The 15,966-nt window shown below is 40.7% G+C and carries 15 protein-coding genes and 1 pseudogene; 9 read left to right on the plus strand and 7 right to left on the minus strand.

What is annotated here, in order from left to right; genetic code table 11:
* Nucleotides 1-5: 5 nt before the first annotated feature.
* Nucleotides 6-1,706 carry a sugar phosphorylase gene (locus tag ACLKML_RS17465; protein WP_413284269.1) on the minus strand — a complete coding sequence of 567 codons (1,701 nt, stop codon included), beginning with the start codon at nucleotides 1,704-1,706 and terminating at the stop codon, nucleotides 6-8.
* Nucleotides 1,707-1,996: 290 nt separating this feature from the next.
* The gene (locus tag ACLKML_RS17470) at nucleotides 1,997-4,285 is read right to left on the minus strand and encodes a glycoside hydrolase family 9 protein (RefSeq protein WP_413284270.1); all 2,289 of its coding nucleotides are present in this window, start codon (nucleotides 4,283-4,285) and stop codon (nucleotides 1,997-1,999) included.
* Nucleotides 4,286-4,659: 374 nt separating this feature from the next.
* On the opposite strand from ACLKML_RS17470, the gene ACLKML_RS17475 reads away from it, so the two are divergent.
* Nucleotides 4,660-5,283 (plus strand): class I SAM-dependent DNA methyltransferase, encoded by a 624-nt coding sequence (locus ACLKML_RS17475; protein WP_413284271.1) that lies wholly within the window; start codon nucleotides 4,660-4,662, stop codon nucleotides 5,281-5,283.
* 73 nt (nucleotides 5,284-5,356) lie between these two features.
* On the opposite strand, the gene ACLKML_RS17480 is transcribed toward ACLKML_RS17475, so the two are convergent.
* The 3 genes from ACLKML_RS17480 to ACLKML_RS17490 form a co-directional block, all read right to left on the minus strand.
* A complete protein-coding gene (locus tag ACLKML_RS17480) occupies nucleotides 5,357-5,542 on the minus strand; it encodes a hypothetical protein (RefSeq protein WP_413284272.1) in 186 nt (61 codons plus the stop codon).
* A gap of 183 nt (nucleotides 5,543-5,725) precedes the next feature.
* Nucleotides 5,726-5,899 carry a hypothetical protein gene (locus ACLKML_RS17485; RefSeq protein ID WP_413285948.1) on the minus strand — a complete coding sequence of 58 codons (174 nt, stop codon included), beginning with the start codon at nucleotides 5,897-5,899 and terminating at the stop codon, nucleotides 5,726-5,728.
* A gap of 162 nt (nucleotides 5,900-6,061) precedes the next feature.
* On the minus strand, nucleotides 6,062-6,616 hold the full coding sequence (locus ACLKML_RS17490; RefSeq protein WP_413284273.1) for a ClbS/DfsB family four-helix bundle protein: 555 nt from the start codon (nucleotides 6,614-6,616) through the stop codon (nucleotides 6,062-6,064).
* Between the two features lie 394 nt (nucleotides 6,617-7,010).
* Here ACLKML_RS17490 and ACLKML_RS17495 point away from each other — a divergent pair.
* From ACLKML_RS17495 to ACLKML_RS17505, 3 genes and pseudogenes are all read left to right on the plus strand, one after another.
* Nucleotides 7,011-7,718, plus strand: a pseudogene (locus ACLKML_RS17495) (IS6 family transposase).
* Nucleotides 7,719-8,367: 649 nt separating this feature from the next.
* Complete coding sequence (locus tag ACLKML_RS17500; protein WP_136995617.1) at nucleotides 8,368-9,303, plus strand: CorA family divalent cation transporter; 936 nt, start codon at nucleotides 8,368-8,370, stop codon at nucleotides 9,301-9,303.
* Nucleotides 9,303-9,878 carry a mechanosensitive ion channel family protein gene (locus ACLKML_RS17505; RefSeq protein WP_136995616.1) on the plus strand — a complete coding sequence of 192 codons (576 nt, stop codon included), beginning with the start codon at nucleotides 9,303-9,305 and terminating at the stop codon, nucleotides 9,876-9,878. Before ACLKML_RS17500 ends, ACLKML_RS17505 begins: the two co-directional genes overlap by 1 nt.
* 22 nt (nucleotides 9,879-9,900) lie before the next feature.
* On the opposite strand, the gene ACLKML_RS17510 is transcribed toward ACLKML_RS17505, so the two are convergent.
* The gene (locus tag ACLKML_RS17510) at nucleotides 9,901-10,077 is read right to left on the minus strand and encodes a hypothetical protein (RefSeq protein WP_413284274.1); all 177 of its coding nucleotides are present in this window, start codon (nucleotides 10,075-10,077) and stop codon (nucleotides 9,901-9,903) included.
* Between the two features lie 498 nt (nucleotides 10,078-10,575).
* Here ACLKML_RS17510 and ACLKML_RS17515 point away from each other — a divergent pair, with 498 nt between their 5' ends.
* From ACLKML_RS17515 to trpS, 3 genes are all read left to right on the plus strand, one after another.
* Entirely contained in the window at nucleotides 10,576-10,800 is a 225-nt protein-coding gene (locus tag ACLKML_RS17515) for a ParD-like family protein (protein WP_413284275.1), read from the plus strand.
* Nucleotides 10,793-11,566: a type I methionyl aminopeptidase gene (gene map / locus ACLKML_RS17520; RefSeq protein WP_413284276.1), complete on the plus strand. Its 774-nt coding sequence runs from the start codon at nucleotides 10,793-10,795 to the stop codon at nucleotides 11,564-11,566. Before ACLKML_RS17515 ends, map begins: the two co-directional genes overlap by 8 nt.
* A 674-nt stretch (nucleotides 11,567-12,240) precedes the next feature.
* Nucleotides 12,241-13,263, plus strand: coding sequence for a tryptophan--tRNA ligase (gene trpS / locus ACLKML_RS17525; RefSeq protein ID WP_413284277.1), 1,023 nt, complete (start codon nucleotides 12,241-12,243; stop codon nucleotides 13,261-13,263).
* A 302-nt stretch (nucleotides 13,264-13,565) separates the two neighbouring features.
* Here the strand turns inward: trpS and ACLKML_RS17530 are convergent, their stop codons facing one another.
* The gene (locus ACLKML_RS17530; RefSeq protein WP_413284278.1) at nucleotides 13,566-14,468 is read right to left on the minus strand and encodes a LysR family transcriptional regulator; all 903 of its coding nucleotides are present in this window, start codon (nucleotides 14,466-14,468) and stop codon (nucleotides 13,566-13,568) included.
* A gap of 133 nt (nucleotides 14,469-14,601) precedes the next feature.
* Between ACLKML_RS17530 and ACLKML_RS17535 the strand changes: the two genes are divergently transcribed.
* Together ACLKML_RS17535 and ACLKML_RS17540 are read left to right on the plus strand one after the other, a co-directional pair.
* Nucleotides 14,602-15,207, plus strand: a complete 606-nt coding sequence (locus tag ACLKML_RS17535; protein WP_317717327.1) for a short chain dehydrogenase — start codon at nucleotides 14,602-14,604, stop codon at nucleotides 15,205-15,207.
* Nucleotides 15,208-15,397: 190 nt separating this feature from the next.
* Nucleotides 15,398-15,847: a GNAT family N-acetyltransferase gene (locus ACLKML_RS17540; protein ID WP_317717328.1), complete on the plus strand. Its 450-nt coding sequence runs from the start codon at nucleotides 15,398-15,400 to the stop codon at nucleotides 15,845-15,847.
* Nucleotides 15,848-15,966 lie beyond the last annotated feature (119 nt).

Here is a 15,966-nt window from a genome sequence, read left to right on the forward strand (position 1 = left end):
TCTTGTTATTTAGCGCATAGCCACATGACTTGGTAAGGTGCAAGCACAGTGGTTGTGGTTATGTTTTGTCCAGTTATTAGATCGGTATTTAAGTGGTCTAATAATATACTGGTATTGAGTTCTACTATTTGGTTACTAATATTGATGACGACTGCAATCTGTTCATCGCGTATTAATGTCAGTAGTCGAGAATCGGTTTTTACGATTCGTTGCGAAGCATTCGGCATAAAGGCCGGCTGGTTTTTACGCAACGTTAATAATTGCTCAAATCGTTTAAGTACTTGATAACGTCTTGTTTGAGGATCACTCAATTCTTTAATTACGATATCAGCGTCTAATTTTTCTCGATTGATCGCTCGGTTGTAGCCGAGTTTCTCTAACCCTTCGAGATCGTTTTTTGACCCTAATAAGCTGTGAATATAGATACCTGGTACACCAGCCATTGCGAGTAATATGGATTGAGCAGCCATAAAGCGATTTAAGTTAGTTTGCTCGTCGGCGCTATTGTCTCGGATGGCATCAAAATAGTTGATGTTTAATTCATAAGGGCTTTGTGTGCCGTCACCATTATCTTTATAAGAGACGCGACCACCGTTTTGTTCTACTCCATTAACTAAATCTTGTACTTGATCTTTACTTAGTATGCCTTCAACTGGGCGAACACCGATCCCATCATGTGAGGCAAGGAAATTGAAGAATGTAGTGTTGTTAGAGCATGGTTCTAAGCCTTCAATCCAGTCTACAATTTTATCGCTGTTGCCGGTTTGCAGAGTATGCAGGGTCAGTGGTGGTAATGGGAATTGGTACACTAAATGCGCTTCATTTTCACCGTTACCAAAGTAGCTGATGTTATCTTTATGAGGTACGTTCGTTTCTGTAATCAGTTTTATATGTGGCGCTGTATAATCTAAAACCACACGCATTGCTTGGATCAACGCATGAGTTTGTGGCAAATGCAGACAGGCGGTATCGAGTTCCTTCCACATAAAACCAATTGCATCTAAACGGATAAATGTCGCGCCTTGTTTGGCATAAAATATCAGTAGCTCAACTATTTTTTGAAACACTTCTGGAGTGCGGAAATTCAGGTCTATCTGGTCTTCACTAAAGGTTGTCCAAATATGCTTGCTGCCATAAGCCGTTTCAAACGGTGTGAGCAGTGGTAACGCTCTTGGTCGAGTAACCGAGCTATAATCTCTGTCTGGATTGGCTTCGACAAAATAGTGTTTATATTTCTCATTACCTTTTAAATAACCTTGAAACCATTCACTTGCTTGAGAAATATGATTGATCACACCATCAAACATTAATTCGTAATCGTCGGCTAGCGCTTTAACATCGTTCCAATCGCCAAGATCCGAATTAATTTGCCAATAATCGATAACTGAAAATCCATCATCAGAAGTATACGGATAACAAGGCAAAAGATGCACAGCGGAAAGTAAGTTATTCGCTTGTTGATTAAGAAAATTATGCAGCGTGCTAAGTGGTGCTTCGTCTTTTCGTATGATCGAGTCACCATAGGTGATGAGCATGATGTCGGTTTGGTCAACCCATAACTTGTCATTGGTTGGCATTTGAGATTCGGACGCTAACTTGACCAACTGGGGAATAAGTTTTGAAAGTTGTTCTGGCGAATAGACGCCAGCAAGAATCTGTTGCAGATCTTTGCTTAGGTTGTTCAGGTTATTTATTTCTACGGTCATTTGGCGTCTTTCCACACAATGTTTAGTTTTGAAACGGCTAGCTGAGATATCGTTAGCTAACAGATGGTCAATTTTTATTCATTTTAGTTCTCTTTCATGAAACTTTTTAATAACAAAACCGGTTTTGATTTTTGTTTTAAAAAAACGAGATAATAATCTCGATACTTCCTTACAAGAGAACTCACTGACTGTTATTTAGTCTAGTACAACTTTTATTGTCGATGTATTGCGCTACTTCTCACTTTTCACACTCAACCAAAACCGGTTTTGGTTGAGTGTGAAGTGGATCACTATTTTAGCTTCCCTTCATCAAGAGCAGACGCTACCCAAACGAGCGGAGCGTTCCAATTAATGGTTATTTCGTTCAACGTCCATGCACCAATATTGTCTCGGTAACAGGTTTGTCCGATACATTTTCCTTTCATTGTTGCCGCAATTGGATCACTAAAGCTTACAGAGTTCGGTCCACCAATTAATGCACCGGGTGCAGGAAGTGGCGAGTTTTCATCGGCTGCATGAGCCCAGAAGCGATGATGTGGATTTTGCGCAGCGCGAGTGCCATAACCAGTGATATAAGAGATGTTCATTGGGTTAGCACCTAACAAATAATCCATTGCGCTGGCCGCACTTTTTAAATACTCAATATCTTGAGTAAAATCATTGGCATAAATTAGGAAAATCGAGCGGTTAACTAAGTTGGAATTTGACCCCCATGAGTATTCTTCAACCGTATAAGGAATACGGTAACCTTCGTTAGCTACTTGATCTTGATAGTTTGATGCCGTGTTGATAATAGCTTGCTTAGCTTTATCTGTTTCGGCTTTGGTTAATGAATTAGGTACAACAGCAAGACTGATGGTGCCAAGTGGGGCGGTGTATTGCCAAAAAATATCGCCTTCACTGGATAAATTACCTTTTGGTGATTCTAAATAGTGAGGTGAGTTTTCAAGCTGTTTTCGGTATTTTTCTTTGCCAGTAGTGATGAAAAGTTCTGCTGAAGCCCAATAAAACTCATCATCTAGTTTTAGATCATCATATGGTCCCGAACCAGTAAAGTTGTCGTAAGCGTATAGATCCGGATGCTGATTAGCGGCTTGCCATGCATTTTCTGCAGCGGTTAAGCAGCGTTGGGAAAAGTCTTTGTCCAGCGTCTGCCAAATTCGCGCACATTGAGCGCCAATAGCGGCTAAATTGAGCGTTGCCGCGGTACTCGGCTGACCAACATAGCGTTTTTGCGTGTCTTTATGCGGAGGCAGTGGCATGCCTGTCCACGCCTCATCGGCTATTTTATGCATCGCGAGATAAGAGCCATCAATTTCTGTAAGATTGAGTTTTTTATCGCTTGATTGATCACCAATCGGTACTGCGACATGATTACCTTTTGGGATTTGCATCGACAGCATAAATTCGATATTCCATCTTGCCTCAGAAAGCACTGGATTAATACCGTTGTCCGCTTCAGGGATTTTCACTTTTGGACCATCAGCAAAAGGGACACTGGCGTTATCTAACCATTTTCCTCGTTCGTAGAGATTGAGTAATGTCCATGTTGAGATGCCACTATTAACCACATATTTGCCGTGATCACCTGCATCATACCAACCGCCGGTTGCATCAATAGTGAAATTGCACCCGGGCCAATCATTACCCCATGCGTCTTTTTTATCAAAGCATGTGACGCTGTCACTTGTGTGCCCGGCAGGACGAGCAAGATCCGCTCGTTGCACATACTGCTCTTCGATCTTAATACCACTCCGATTTTGATAAAAATAGGATAGGGCATCATATTTCAGTGTGCTGAATACGTTGTTACTGATATCAAAGGGTAAACTTTTATCTTCGTCCACAGTAATCGTTAGGTCTTGCATTTCACTGCTGTAGTGAGATAAATCGATGCGATGCAGCTTTTCACCTGACGCTTTGTTTAAGCCAATCGGCTCAGTACGTCCCATATCTATATTAATGCCTTGAGCATTTTGCATCGTCCAACGCAGGGCTTGCTCAGAGTCACTGGCAAGATAAACAAATTTATCTGCTTGAGGTAAATAGCCTACCTGATTGGCTCGTATTGGCGATATATTTGCGCTTTCAAGATAAGGTTTTCCGAGCAGAGAGATATTCGAAACACAAATTATCGCCGCTTTCTGAGCGCCCATTTGGAATTGAAATTCAGCCCCAGCATCACTTTCGCCTTGTTGAACAAATTGATACTCGAAAGACGCTTTGTTTGGTGTAATCAAGGTATCTGTCACAAAGTGATGGGTATACGGAGCGCCTTCATGCTGAATTAATGTTTTAACTTGAGTGTCTATATTAGCGTATGCGTCAAAACTGAGTTGATACGTTTCGCCTTGTTCAAGGCCTACTCCCGCGTGACCAAGGATAACATTCCAAGGGTTGGCACCAGGGTTGGCTATATCCATACAGGCTTGGTTATTGTCTGTTGTGACACTGGCTCCTGCTGTCCACCACCCATCAATACCATCGTTAAACGTGCCATTGCGAATCATTTCATCTGCGTAGGCTGTTGACAGCCCACTGGTTAATCCTATCAGTAACAGTGATATCTGCTTTTGCATACATCCTCCTCGTATAGTAGAAGGGTATTAAAAAAGAAAATGAAATAGCAGACTGTGTGCACGTAACGTTTTGAATAACTGGGATGTATTATTGATTTGAATCGTGATTGTTATTACAGCTTGTCCTCATTGGGTGAAACGATTTCATGGGGTAGGGAGCAATGCGATATACATAGGGATGCTCGATACTCGAATATCACATGTACCCAATATAGTTAAGCTTTACCAATATAGTTAAGCTGTACCAATATAGTTAAGCTGTACCAATATAGTTAAACTGTGCCAATATAGTTAGACTGTACCAATATTTGTTATTCTGCCATCGTTACTTTGACGATTTTCCGCACAGAATTTTTAATGATATGGAGCGTAATTTGACTAACTATTTTGATGCTTTAGCCAGCACATGGGACCATAACCCAGAAAAAGTAGCTCGTTCTGAGGCTACTGCTAACAAAATCAAACAGATAAATTTCCCATCAAACAATAGTCTAGTTGACTTTGGAAGTGGGACAGGGTTGCTTGGTGTCCAGCTATTAGATACATTTTCTCAAGTCACGCTGGCTGATTCTTCTCTTCAAATGTTAGACATTGCCAAAGAAAAAATAGCGACAGGCAATATCAAAAATATTACTACCGAACATGTTCAGATGCTGTCAGATGTTAATTCAAAACATTCTGCTATTGCGACTCTAATGGCCCTTCATCATATCGATGATGTGAATCAGTTTTTCTCTCAAGCCTATGATAAGTTGCTGGAAAACGGCATGTTAATTGTTGCAGATTTATACCAAGAAGACGGCTCCTTTCACAGCCACAATCCATCATATAGTGGCCACAATGGTTTTGATATTGATAGCTTATCTACCATTGCTCAAAACGCTGGGTTTGATGTGGTGAGCGTTGAAAAATACTATGAAATTAAGAAAGAGAACTCGGAGGGTAAGAATGTTGCATACCCATTGTTTCTGTTTGTAGCGCAAAAATCATGTTCTTAATGCCTTTGAATATGAAAATTAACTACATCACACCATCAGCAACAATTCGAGTCAACTCACGCCAATCATTTCTCTAAAAGCGCCCCATCCCATGGAAAAAGCCACTAAACAAACCAATTAAAACACTAAAAATAAGGCTCAGAATTATAGCAGCAGGGATCGAGGCAATTGCAAGTTTAACCATAAAAACAACCATAGACATAAATGGCATTTTTACATCCACAACAGTAACTTCGTGGCTTTCATTTTCTACAGACATAACTGTCTCCTTATAATCGTATGCAATCAAATTAATTTACTATGTAATGCGGCGTTTTGAGGTAACCGATGTTTTCCTTAAAGCTAACATTCTTAATAACAGGCTGGCTCGTTTATTCGCCGCCCGAGTTTTCAATTAATCTATCATAACTCTATAAAGATCAAAGCATATGAGCCTTGTTTTTCATTTCATCAGCCATACACTGTTAAGTAATGCAAGTTGCATCAAGCCGTTTTCAATCTCTAATCTGGTTCTAATTCGCCAAATCTCTTCTACCTGAAAAGGCTTTTTGACGCCACTTCGTTTCGTTTTGCTTTGCTTTGCTTTGCTTTGCTTTGCTTTGCTACACACCATCATGACGACCTCCTTTTTTATTTGGTCATTACGATTGTAGTCAGAAGAAAATGGACAAAAAATTATTAGTGCAAGCGCACTCACTCATCCAAGATAGATTAAAAGAAGTAATTTGACACCATAGCCCTTTGTTAAGGTATGGTGCATAAGATAACCACCCTAGGGTCAAATAGGGAAGCGTTTTGTATGAGCTTTGAGCTTTTTGATTGCCCACTCATAGTGACTTGGCATGGCCGAAACGCAATAGCTGCCCAACGTCGTTGTCCCTGTCCAATCAAAATGCTTCTTAGTGAAAAGCTCCTCATTGGAAAACTTTGTAGTCAGATCAAGAGCGGCTTCATGGCTTTCTTTAACCAATTCTTTTGCCAAAGAGAGCTTCGTTCCTTGGTGTTTTTCGAAGAACTCGATGTTCATTTGGCCATAGGTTTTCCAGTTGTATGGCTCAGGTAGAAAACTGCTCTTTTTACCTGCCATATTAGAATTAATCCAATTTAACAGTAGCTGATGCCACTCGTATAGATGTACTAGAACATCTCTCAGGTTTCGGTCACGACTCCAGTGAGCTTCCTTTTTGCTAGCCTCCATCGAGAAGTCAAATTCGGTCATCAGCTCAGTTTCAGACATTGACTCGATATGCATAATTAGTTTTAAGAAGCTATCATTGGCTTGCGAGATTAGTTCTTCCTTTGTCTTAGGTCTTGCCATCGTAGATGATTCCATTTGCTGCGACTTTGACAATCATATTCACATGAGGAAAAGTAAGTCAAATTGCTACGTTGCAAAATGAGGGATTAAATCGAGTAGCTTGTCTTGGGGCAGAACTTTGTTAACCGTACTTCACACAAACCGTACTTCTCATGTCATTACTGAGGGATCCTGACGGGATAAGTACCAATCGATTCTGTCGTATTACTTCATTCTAGTTGTCGTTGATACTTTTCGCCTTACACTTCGATATTCAGTGATTGTGACTTCTTAATCCTGAGCTCTTTGGTGCTGAGATTTTCTTCCTTCCAGATGTTTTTAATCGTACCGATACTCACGGTGATATTGTGGCTCTGTTGCAAAGTTCGTCGAATCAGCTAATCTTTTCTGTTTTTAGGCCTGCTCGCTCATGACACTCTTTAAGTATCGACAATTTTCCTATGACATCATCATTTGGGCTGTACGTGGGTATTGTAAATACGGGATAAGCTATCGAGAGCTCGAAGAGATGCTCTGTGAACGGGGTGTCAATGTAGATCACAGTACGATTTATCGTTGGGTTCAACGTTATGCGCCTGAAATTGAAAAACGATTACGATGGTACTGGAAACCTAAAATAGGGTTGAATTGGCAAGTGGATGAAACCTACATCAAAGTGAAAGGAAAATGGGTGTACCTGTATCGTGCTATTGATAAGAAAGCCCATACTGTCGATTTCTATTTATCACCTAGACGCAATGCTAAAGCGGCGAAACGCTTTTGGGTAAGGCGTTGAAAGGACTCAAGTGCTGGGAGTCGCCCCTCCGCCATCAATACCGACAAGGCCGCTTCCTATGGGGTCGCCATCACGGAATTAAAGAAAGAAGGTCAATGCCCTGAAGCGCTTGAACATAGGCAAATTAAATACCTGAACAATGCAGTAGAAGCCGATCATGGAAAACTGAAAAGGCTCATCAATCCAGTCAGAGGATTTAAAACCATGAAGACGGCTTATGCCACTATCAAAGGATTTGAAGTGATGCACATGTTTAAGAAAGGCCAGTTCAATATCTGGTTATCAGGTCAAGGAATAGCAGGAGAGGTCCGTCTAATCACCAATGCATTGGTGAACTATTAATCATTATTCAGATAACCGGAGCACTGTCGGTTAGGCTCAATCTTTGCAACAGAGCCGAGCATGGTTTAAAACTCCTGCTTCTCATAACTGATAAATAATACGTATTTAAGCTATATTAGACAGAATCAAACTTAAGTCGGTAATGAAAATTTTTGAATAATTTGGGGATATTTTACCGCTATAGAGCTAGGTCAAAGCGCTAAGCTTTTCCGAAACAACCTGTTCGACTCCTTACTTGGCTTGATGGACGTACAAACCAAAGAATACCGAGAGGAACAAGATATCTTCGCACCATGTCGATAGTGCTTTTTTCTTGAACTTAAGTGCGAACTTGAATAAGTAACGGGTAAGCTCCTCTTGCCTTAACCAATTAATTCATCACCTCTAAAAAGAAAAGGCCTCGGTCTTTTCTTTTTTTATCCATCGCTAACGTGACGCTAGAGTGCTAATTTATAATCACGACACAATGAGCGATATTTGTTAGAAAAAACAAAGAGAGAGTCCATGCTAGTCACAAAGACAATAAACTATCTCCTCATTAAACTGACTCAAGATGACTCTTAAATCGCGTCTTCATTGCAATCGTTAATTTAATAAAATCAAATATTTATATCATTTAGAAGTTTAGCAATATCACTAAGGACAGCGAATGGACGCTTTCATAATTTCAAGCTGGCAATTTTCTGAGGGTGTGGCACATGAACACACCACTAGCCCAACCCCATTCGAGCAATCAACTTGGTACCACTGCCAAAGAGATGCTGAAGGGTTGAGAGAATGGCTCCACAGTAATACGGTTCCAAATGCCATCATCGATTCATTACTCACAGACGACACTCGTCCTCGATTTGAGCAGTTTGGTCACGACTGCTTTTTGATGATCTTGCGAGGCATTAACTTAAACGAAGGTGCGAATCCTGACGATATGTTGAGCTTACGCATCTTATGGTACAAAGGCACCTTAATCTCGACACGTAAAGTTCCTTCGAAAGCGGTCAGTAATCTAATATCCGATCTAAAACAAAACCAAGGTCCAACATCATTACCTGATGTCTTACTGGGAATGATCCGTGGAATTAACCATTACATATCAAGCTTCTTGACTCCCGTCGAACAACTGATTGATGAGCTAGAGTCTGAATCTCATATTGATATTAAGTCCATCAATGCTCTGCATTCAAGGCTACTTAGGCTAAGGCGCTATTTGAAGCCACAGAAATACGTTTTTGAGGATTTAATGAGTGAACTGCCAGCTCCATTGAGTAAGCACAACAGTCATATAAAGAACAGCCTTGATACCATACTCAGGATTAACGAGTCGGTTGAGTTTTATATCGATCAAATTAATGTATTTTTGGCCAGTCGAAGTCAGCTACAAGCTGAGAAAATGAATAGAAATACGTACCTATTTTCTATTATTGCGGGTATTTTCCTCCCTGCCGGATTTTTTACCGGTTTACTCGGGGTCAATATTGCTGGTATCCCAGGAACAGACAACCCCATGGCGTTTCCACTATTTTGTGTTGGACTGCTCACGGTCGTGGCGATTGAAGTCATTATTTTGAAAAAATTGAGGTTTATTTAATGGTTGAGTTTTTGCAATCCAATATGTGGCTTAAGCAAGTAAGTTTAGGTTTGCTGCTTATCGTTGTGTATTGGGTGATAAAACGCTTGGGGAAGAACTGGATAGAAACATTAGCGGAAAATAAGCGGGTCGAGTTGAAGCGGAAGCAGTTCGTGATCAAGTGTTTCAATATCGTTCTATTTCTACTCTTCATCGCTGTGTTTACGATTGTTCTTAACTTGGGCTTTGGTGATATTTCGCTGTTCTTGTCATCCATATTCGCGGTGTTGGGTGTCGCTTTATTCGCGCAATGGTCGATTCTAAGTAACCTCACAGCCAGCGTACTAATATTTTTCGTATTCCCTTATCGCATTGGTGACAGAGTAAGAGTCGCGGAGAAAGACGAAGATATCAGCGGTGTGATCATCGATATTACCATGTTCCACGTTATTCTTCGACACAGTTCGGGCAACATTATCACCTACCCTAATAACCTGATCCTACAAAAAGGCGTGATAAAGGTTTTAGTTGAACCTGAGTTAAACAATGAATCTGTCGACTCAAAGCTCATCACAGCTAAAGAAACAAAAAAGTAACACGCCCTGCTCAAGCTCCTCATTAGTAATGATCAACAGAGGGCAACATTTTTTGCCCTCTTTCAATTAATAGCAACTCTTCGGCTCTGTTGCAAAGTTCGTCGAGACTTGTTGAGCAAGGTAGTGGCACTATTGATACTGATTTACCCTCGATAATTTTGCAAATGATATCGACAGTAAACTGGGATTTAGAATCCATATAGAACATCCTTAGCCCCTTCTAAAGTTTAATTAATTACTTTAAAAGGTAAGCCAATTTAGTCCCGTCAAAATCCCTCGGTAGTTATTGCAATGACAAAGTCGCTTGGTAATTAAGGTACGACAGAATCGCTTGGTGATCACACAAACCGTACTTCTCACACAACTCGTATTTGGACAAAGGCGTGTCAGTGGTTCTTCTAATTTAGTCAGCCCTGAATAACTTCTCGTATCTCAAAACGCAATCAGGCACCGCTGAACGCAGTGCCTGAGATAGAAGGAAATGGACAGAAGTTGTCACTCTCTATTCTCGTACCAAAATTACTCTATGCAAAAATTTATATTAAACATGCAGCTTCTTGCGTATTCCTCATGACTTTTCCTTTCTAACAAGCTACTGAGTAGCGACAGTGTTGTGTGATTTTCTTCAGTAAATCAAGATTGAAGTAATATATGAAGTGTATATAATACGTATACGTTATATATATTATGTGTGTCTATGGGTATCGTAAAAATTTCAGAGAGTCTTCACGAGGAGATTCGAAAAGCTAGTGGTGCCATGCATCGTTCTATCAACTCTCAAGCAGAGTTTTGGATAAAGGTTGGAATGATGGCAGAGTTGCATCCGAACTTTACATATAACCAGTTAATTTCAGAGTTAATGTCATCAGCTTCAGTATCGGCAGAAAATATCAAAAACAATGAGGCGGCTACTAATGACTAGTCTAGTTTCCATCAAAAGTCGTGAAGAAATCGAGCTAATGAGAGAATCTGGAAGGTTGTTAGCAAAGGTATTTACAGCTTTGGACTTTTACATGAAGCCAGGTCTATCCACGATGGATATCAACGACTTTGTTGAAAAATATATCGTTGATGACCTCAAAGCTCGACCAGCAAGCAAGGGGCAGTATGACTATGAGTTTGTATTAAACTCATCGATTAACGAGGTTGTATGTCACGGTGTTCCGAAAAGAACCCAGTTTTTAAAAGCCTCAGATATCATCAACCTAGATATAACACTGGAAAAGAACGGATTCATTGCAGACTCAAGCAAGACGTATGTAATGCCTGATGCATCGCCTATCGCGAAGAGGCTTGTGAAAGTGACATATGAAGCCATGTGGGAAGGCATTAAACAAGTAAAATCAGGTGCTAAACTAGGTGATATTGGTTATGCAATTCAACGTTATGCCGAATCACATGGATACAGTATTGTAAAAGAATACTGTGGGCATGGTATTGGTCGGGAGATGCATGAAGAGCCACAGGTTCTTCATTATGGTAAACAAAATTCTGGCCTTACTCTAAAAGAAGGTATGACATTCACCATAGAACCGATGGTCAATCAAGGCTCTGCAAAAGTGAAAACCAAAAAAGATGGTTGGACTGTCGTAACGAGAGACAAGAAGTTATCTGCCCAATCAGAACATACCGTTTTAGTTACAAGTTCTGGTTATGAAGTTTTGACTCTTCGTGATGAAGAAATCTAATTGATAATGAAATCTCGTCAGTTCTGTGAACTTGCATAGTGATGCAGATGAGGATTACGGTCTAGAGTCCTCTTTTTTGCACACTTTTGGGAGTTGCGTATTAGCGGATACCCGATGAGCTATTCTGGCCACCCGATCACGTAAATTCTGCAACTCCCGACCACTGGTATTCTGATTTGCCCGATCAACCGAGGTTTTGTTTCTTTGTCATTAGTTTTCTGGTGTGGTGATGACCCTGTGTAGATCTTTGTCAGATAACTTCTCATATCCCAAAATGTCAAAGGCCACCATTGTTAGCGGTGGTCGATTCGCACGAATCTAGACAATTCCTTCCACCTTCAATTTGTGGTTTCAGGTTCGCTTTATGCAGATTTCTTCACCGCATACGCAACACATAGCTCATACTCGAAGAGAATGAAACGCTCTAAAATAACTACTTCTTGAGATTCGGAGACATCAATCTGGTAATGGTTTATTTAGAGGTTGAGTTAAAAACTAATTATTGTTAGCTTGTTGGGATGAAACGTACCACAACACCTTCATCATTTTTTTATTGGTGGCGCTCTAACTAGAGCGGCACGGGATTCTCACATTCTTAAGCTGCTGGAAGGTAGCTAGGACTGAGTTCTCATTATCTCCAGTAGCGATCTATTTGCATACTAGGAGATAAAATCATGAACACTAATCAACCCTCTGATAAATCAGAAATCATTTTAACAGGTGACAGAGCTACGGGCCCATTGCATCTTGGCCACTATATCGGTTCTCTGAAGCAGCGTGTCTCTTTGCAACATGTGCACGATCAGACTATTCTTGTCGCTGACATGCAGGGTCTAACAGATAACGCTCACAATCCATCTAAGGTATCTTCCAATATACTTAATGTCGTCGCCGATTATCTTGCGGTAGGCATCGACCCGAGTAAAACAACAATTTGTCTCCAGTCGCAATTACCCGCATTAGCTGAGCTAACGATGTATTACAGTAATCTTGTGACAATAGCGCGGTTGGAGCGAAACCCTACGGTGAAAAGTGAGATTAAAAATAAAGGCTTCGAACGCTCAATCCCTGCTGGCTTTTTGACATATCCAATTTCTCAGGCCGCCGATATCACGGCTTTCAACGCGACTCTCGTTCCTGTTGGGGATGATCAACTGCCTATGCTTGAACAAACTAATGAGATTGTAAGGAAAATAAATACCCTGGCAGGAAAAACAGTTCTCAATGAATGCCGCCCACTACTAAGTAATGCATCACGTCTACCTAGTACAGACGGAAAGAACAAGATGTCAAAATCGATGGGCAATGCTATCAACCTTGGTTTTTCCCAGAAGGAGATCAGTGCTGCCGTAAAATCAATGTATACCGATCCAAATCACTTAAAGATTGAGGACGCTGGTTGTGTTGAAGGAAACGTTGTTTTTACATACCTTGATGCATTTCACCCAGATTCAGACTACATCACTCAATTGAAGGAGCACTACCAACGGGGAGGTCTTGGTGATGGAACGACAAAAAAAATCCTTGAAGAATGTCTGCAAGAACTACTTCGACCTATTCGAGAGAAAAGAGCAGAACTATTAGATGATAAAGCTCAGTTAATCGACATTTTGGCTAAAGGAAGCCAAGTATCTAAAGAGAAAACTAAAAGAGTACTTTTTGATATCAAAGATATATTTGGACTGAATATCCTCTGAACTGAACAGCCCTTGCTTCGGGAGACTCAACTCAAATTAGCGAGTTATGTTCCCGAAGTAATCCGAGTTGCATTTGTATGCAATACCCACCGCAGTAGGAAACGATCGCTTTATGAATAATTTTGGGAGTTTTCTGTCACGGTCTCTCTGCTGCTAACCATGAGCAAAAGTACGGTGATCTCAATGGCACGATCTGCCACTGAGCAAATACGTTAACTCGGTTTGGGGCACTTCCGAGTTACGAAGTGCCAACTGTGAAAGTTCTGGACATTTTCGTATTATGCTAACAATGCTCAAACGACCTATTCGAGGTACTTTTCCTCTAACAGAGAAACAACCCACTTTTGTAGCGGATCATCGCTAAATCTAGGGTGCCATGCGGCAATAACATCAAATGATTCGGGTGACTCGCTCATATCGATTTGCGTCACATTCAATCCTTCTACTGCTCTCGAAGGCAAAAAAGCAATAGAATCGGTTGTTTCAAGGTAAAGAGGCACCACGGAGAAACAAGGTGCTGACACAACAACATTACGCTCTAAGCCAAACTGCTTGAACCATTCATCTATTGACCCCTTAAAATTCGGTCTAGAAGGCGAAGCAATAATTGCTGGATAGGCTGCGATTTCTTTGAGTGATGGGTTTACTTTGGAAATCGTTGAATCATTGGATGTGATACACACATGATGCTCTTCAAACAACTTAATGATTGGATAAGACTCAGGTATATAGTCAGGAAATGCTATCGCTAAGTTCACTTTTCCACTTTCCATCAAGTCATTTAACTTATCTAATTCAAAATCTCTAACAATGACTTTTAAGTTTGGCGATTGAACCCTCAACATTGCAATCAATGATGGCAGCACAACTTGTTGCGCATAGTCTGTAGCTGCTATGACATAGGTACCTTCTATCGTGTTTGGATCAAACGTTTTTGGAGAGAGGAGTGCTTGAAAATCTCGAAGCAGTTTATCGATTTCTAGAGAGAGTTCTTCGGCTAAAGGCGTGGGTAAAAAACCATTGGTTTTTCTAAGGAACAGTCGATCTCCAAATACCTCACGTAGTTTTTTAAGTTGCTCGCTTACCGCTTGCTGGGTTAAGCCGAGTTGATTTGCTGCCTTCGATGCGCTCTGCTCTCTAATCAACGCCTGAAAGACTCTGAGTTGTTTAATATCTAGCCTATCTAGCCTATCTAGCTTATTCACTTAAGTTACCTTTTGCCTAGCCAAGTGTTACCAATTTTTATTGTATCACTTACAAAGAAATGTTGTTTCTATTTGTTTTACTTGATCATTAACATAGCTCCTGTCAAAACAAACCATAGAGATGGAGTAAGTAATGAAAACAGTAATTCTAATTGGCGCTTTGGGTAAGATGGGACAAGCGGCACTAACAGGTCTAGGGAATCATAAAGTGATTACCGCAGGTCGCTCAGGTAATGTTGACCATATTGTTGATATTACCAATGAAAGCTCGGTTCGAGCACTATATGAAAAAGTCGGTCACTTTGATGCTGTTGTTAACACGGTTGGTTTTTGTGAGTATGCAACATTTGCAGAAATGAGTGAATCACAATGGATGACCACGGTAATGAGCAAAATGATGGGACAGATCAACCTTGTTCGTATTGGCCAAGAGTATATCGCAGATAACGGCTCATTCACTCTAATCAGTGGCATCTTAAATGTAAAACCTATCCCTTATGCGATTGCTGATGCAACGACAAGCGGTGCTATCGATACCTTTGTAAAGTGTGTTGCACACGAAATGCCACGTGGTACACGTATCAACGTTGTGAACCCAACAGTATTGGAAGAAGCATGGGAAGTTTATGGGGAAATGATGCCTGGCTTTGAGCCAGTACCAAGCAAACTGGTTGGTAAAGCGTTTGAGCGTTCCGTTGACGGGTTTATCAACGGCGAAGTATTGTTCGTGGATGCTTAACGGATTCCAATTGAGAAGCACGCCTTTCATAGCGTGCTTCTTTTTTAATAGGGTATTTGCGTTAACAAGCTTTGGGGGCAGAACCTTGTTGTGGATTCCATTACCAGTAATCTCTTGCTAAGCAGTCAATAAACTTGCAGAGTTTAGGCAAACCAGCAGACTATTAAAGATGTTATATATCAAGGGAAATATGGATATCAACGCGGTTTCAGAAAGTGATTTATCTAACATCCTTGCTTTAGTCAAGGATGTAGCTGACCGTGACGTTCTACCATTATTGAACGCTCAGGGGCGGAGTGAATTCAATACACGAGTGTTAAGTGATATTGAGACTACATTAAATGCATCAACGTTTACTACAGTTAAAGCCGTCATAGATGGTCAAATTGTTGGTTACGGTGCATTTCGCAATGGCAACTATCTCACTCATCTTTTTGTATCCAAATCTTGTCAAGGTTATGGAATAGGTAAAGCACTACTAACTTACTTATTGAATAACACAGCAGCAATAGAAGTTAATCTTCGCTCTTCAGTCAATGCTGTGAGTTTTTATGAACGGAACGGATTTGTGGTATCAGGTGATGAGTCTGAATTGAATGGCATTAGGTTTATACCAATGCGCTTGGTTCGTATGAAATAGGTTCGGATGACATAGGTTCGTATGAAATAGGTTCGCATGACATAGTTTCGTATGGAACAGGTTCGCAGGACACAGTACCTACTCAGGATTACTGTGACCAATCTACTATTGATTCTAAA

The organism is Vibrio sp. MA40-2, from assembly GCF_047302445.1.
Taxonomy (GTDB): Bacteria; Pseudomonadota; Gammaproteobacteria; order Enterobacterales; family Vibrionaceae; genus Vibrio.